The organism is bacterium (assembly GCA_035530055.1).
Classification (GTDB): domain Bacteria; phylum UBA6262; class WVXT01; order WVXT01; family WVXT01; genus WVXT01.
In genome coordinates, this window is record DATKVN010000038.1 from 1 (window position 1) to 4,100 (window position 4,100).

3 protein-coding genes are annotated in these 4,100 nt (G+C 41.6%); all 3 read left to right on the forward strand.

Going from position 1 to position 4,100, the window contains the following annotated elements:
• A partial coding sequence (locus VMW39_03475) for a hypothetical protein (GenBank protein HUW23071.1) occupies positions 1 to 740 on the forward strand: 740 nt, incomplete at its 5' end.
• A complete protein-coding gene (locus tag VMW39_03480; protein ID HUW23072.1) occupies positions 740 to 1,744 on the forward strand; it encodes an archaeosine biosynthesis radical SAM protein RaSEA in 1,005 nt (334 codons plus the stop codon). The genes VMW39_03475 and VMW39_03480, both read left to right, overlap by 1 nt.
• 9 nt (positions 1,745 to 1,753) lie before the next feature.
• Entirely contained in the window at positions 1,754 to 3,916 is a 2,163-nt protein-coding gene (locus VMW39_03485) for an ATP-binding protein (GenBank protein ID HUW23073.1), read from the forward strand.
• Positions 3,917 to 4,100 lie beyond the last annotated feature (184 nt).

The window sequence follows — 4,100 nt, forward strand, 5'->3', positions numbered from 1 at the left end:
TGAAACCTGACTCTCGGCGGATTCTGAAAAGAAAGAGTGAACAGAAAGGAGATAAGCGTGGCTTAGAAGTCAGGCAAGCCAAGTTAAGAGATATAAAAGAAATTCTTCGGATAGAAAGAGAAGCATGGCCAAAGGGATTACGAGCCACAAAGGAAATGTTTCATTCCAGGTTAAAAACCTTCCCCGAGGGATTCTTATGTGCAGTGATGGATGGGGAAATACAAGGATTTGTAGTTACGGAAATCTTAGACTATGACATGCGAGGCTCTCGGCTTTCTTGGCAAGAGGCTACGGATAACGGTTACATCAGGAAAACCCACAATCCAAATGGGGATACGCTATACGGTGTGAGTCTAAGCGTATCTACTCATGCGCAAAGGAGGGTATCTGTAGCCCTTCTTGAGGCAACGGGGAAATTGGTTATCAAATACGGGCTCAAACAAGGAGTATTTGGCAGTAGGATACCCAGGTATCATAAGTATGCAGGTAAAATGTCTGTGGAGGAATATATTAAAGCGAAGACAAAAACAGGCAGGCTCTTAGACCCGGAACTCGGGATATACCAGAGCGTAGGACTAAAGTCTATAAGAATTATTCCAGGGTATATAAATGACCCGGAAAGCCTGGATTACGGAATTCTTGTGGTCTGGGAAAACCCTTTTTCGGACTTAACAGAGGTCTTCCCTTTTTGGACTCAGTTAATATCATCTTCTTTTAAAGTAATCAGGAGACATAAGTAGTGGACGATCGGATATCAGAAATTGCTAATAAATTTAATTTGACTTTTTCCTATGTTGATAGAATTTACGATGGCAGCGAGAGGAAACCAATTCATAGATGGGTATTACTATTTCCGGGCTCTGGCTGTGCGTGGGCAAAGAGTGAACACGGCGGGTGCTATATGTGTGGTTTTAAATCTAAGATTGATGAAATTGCTAAAGCTATAAGACTCTCTCCGAGAGAGTTAATGGAGGTCTATAAAGCCGCGAAGCATATGGTCGCAGGAGAAACACCCGAGAACTTGACTATTTATAATGGTGGCAGTTTTCTAAACAATGATGAGATTCCTTTAGAAATACAGCTGGAGATTTGTGAAGATGTAAGTAGCATACCGAGCATTAAAGTACTTTTTGTAGAATCCAGGCCAGAGTTTGTCACCGAAGAAAAAATTAGTTTATTAGTTTCAAAATCAGGAGAGAAGAAACTTAAGGTTGGTCTGGGACTGGAATGCGTAAGTGATGACATAAGAGAAAAGTGTGTAAATAAGGGTTTATCAAAAAAAGATTTTGAAAAAGCTGTAATGCTTCTGAGGAATAATGGAGCAAGAATCTTGACTTATGTATTTATTAAACCCCTTTACATTACTGAACGAGAAGCAATCTTGGAAGCTATTCGAACTACAAACTACGCTTTTCAAGTCGGGTCGAATGAAGTTACCCTGGAAGCAGCTTTGGTGCAGAAAGGGACCAGGATGGAAGAAGTTTATAGGAAAGGTAATTTTCGCCCTCCCTGGCTTTGGAGCGTTATCGAAGTTCTAAAAGCAACATACCGGTTGGGTACGGTCAATGTTGGAGATTTTACGGACGAACCACCTCCTATTGCTACCCCTCACAATTGTGAAAGATGTTCCTCAAAGATAGTAAGTTTGTTCAAAAAATACAAAGAAAGTCATGAGATAGGCGTTTTTGACAACATCGACTGTGGCTGTAAGAGTATTTGGAGAGAAAGCCTGGACAAAAAGTGAGGAGAAACGATGGACGTCTTTCTTGTTCTCTTTGTAATAATATCACTCTTAGTCCTTGGCGGATTAGGTTACTTCAGTAATTCTCGTGGGAAGGTAAACAGGCTTTTCGCCAGCATGGCGCTGTGGGCAGCGATTTGGGCAGCGTCCAACTTTTTGGAAAGTGAAGTCAGAAATCCCACGATTGCTTCCTTCTTGCTAAGGCTGGATTTTGCCTCCGCGGCGCTTCTTGCCTATTTCTTTCTTCTCTTCTGCGTAAACTTTCCGAATCCTTCTTCGCGTTGGAAAAATAAGGAATACATCGTTTTTATTCCAGCTGCGTTCCTGGCTGTTATTTCTTTTTCCCCTCTTATTGTCAAGGACATTGTGACTTACAGGGGCGGACTGCAGTTACAGTTTGGAAGGGGCAACTTATTTTGGATATATGCTTTGTGTCTTTTTGGTTATATGGTTTTAGGATGCACCAATTTAGTCATAAAATGGAGGAAATTTTCGGGCATTCCCAAAGTTCAAGTTTCTTATGTTTTATTAGGACTTTCGCTCTCAGCTTTCCCGGCGTTATTCATAAATTTGGTCTTAAGTCAAATAATGGAGCTTTCACTGACAATATCCAGATTAGGTATCTATGGAATTCTCTTCTTTGCAGGTTTGACGACCTATGCCGTTGTTACCTATCGTCTAATGAACATCAATGTAGCTATTACCAGGGGAACTCTATTTACAGTAGTATATACCTTTGTGTTGGGTATTCCGGTAGGTGTGGGCTTCTGGGGGCGGAGTTACCTTTCTCAAGAGATAGGGGTAAATTGGTGGCTTATACCTCTTGGGATAATGTTAATTTTGGCCAGTTTGGGTCCGACATTCTATGCCACTCTTCGGAGAAAAGCCGAAAGTGAGCGTCGGAGGTACCAGGAGAAATTAATTGCGCTGGCGAAGCAGATGACTTTGACCAAGGACTTGGGGAGTCTTCTGGTTTTGATTATTCGTAGGGTGACGAAGGAAATGGGAATCAGTTATGCCCGCATCTATCTATTGGATAGGAAAACCAATGAATATGTGCGGGAAGCCCGTTATGGCAAAGAGAGAAGAAGACAGTTTGGAGATTCTCTTTGTGAGGATTCTCCTTTAATCCGGATGTTATCCAGAAGTAGAGATGTAGGACCTCTTTTGAAAGAGGAAGTCATCAGCCATTTTGAGACCAGTGAACCCGAACATTTGGAAGAAGTTAAAGTGCAATTGAGAAGTATGGGAGCGGCTGTATTATTGCCTGCTTTCATTGGCGAAGAGCTGGTTGCCTTTTTGGTATTGGGCACAAAGCGTTCCAAAGAGATTTACACATCTGACGATTTAGCCATGTTTAAGATTTTAGCCGGACAGGCGGGCTTAGCGATTGAGAATGCTCAGTTCTACCATGAACTCAAAGAGGCTCAATCAACAATACTTCAGGCAGCCAAGCTCTCTTCTATTGGAGAGTTGGCTGCTGGCTTTGCCCACCAAATAGATAATCCTTTGGGGATTATTAGTGCGGGATGTCAATTGTGCAATCTTGATATAAAAGAATGGCTGGGTCATGAAGACCTTCCTGAGAACCAGAAAAAAGTGCTGGAAGCGATGGAAGACAGGATGAATAAAGTAATAGATACTGCTCACCGGGCAGCTAAGCTTGTCCAGAGAATAAGGGGTTATGTTAAGCCTGCGGATAGAGATTTTGAGGCAACAGACCTGAATTCTGTATTGGAAGATGCTTTAGGTTTATCCCAATATCAAATTTCCCACGGGGGGATTAATGTAACTAAAGATATCCCTCAGGATTTGCCGAAGATAAAAGGGATTGGCGTTCAGTTGGAACAGGTATTTTTGAATATGATTATAAATGCTTGTGAGGCAATGGCTGGGAAGAAAGGAGAACTTACCATTTCAGCAAGAATGGGGAAAGATGACCCCCATAAGGTTGAGGTAATTCTCGCAGATAATGGTAGCGGCATTCCTAAAGAGAATTTAAGAAAATTATTTAACCTCTTCTATACCACTAAAGGCTCACAGGGTACAGGAGTCGGTTTGTCGATGGCCTATCGAATAGTAAAAGACCATAATGGAGATATAGAGGTAGAGAGCGAACCAGGTAAAGGAACCAGGTTCACCGTCTATCTACCAATCTGGGAAGAGAAATCTTAAGTAGACACCGCAACGGTTTCGTAAACCGAAAAGGGGTAAAAAGAAGAGTTATAAAAAGATAGACGAAAATCCCAAATCTACTTGAAAAATCAACGCAATTTGGGATTTTTTACTTTATCGGAGTTTATCACAATTTATCGCATTTTGGCGGACTTGTGGTAACAAAATGGTAACAAATTTTTTA

Bases quoted from the DNA above. Each gene is read 5' to 3' on its own strand.
- VMW39_03485 (HUW23073.1), top strand. From the start codon at position 1,754: ATGGACGTCTTTCTTGTTCTCTTTGTAATAATATCACTCTTAGTCCTT.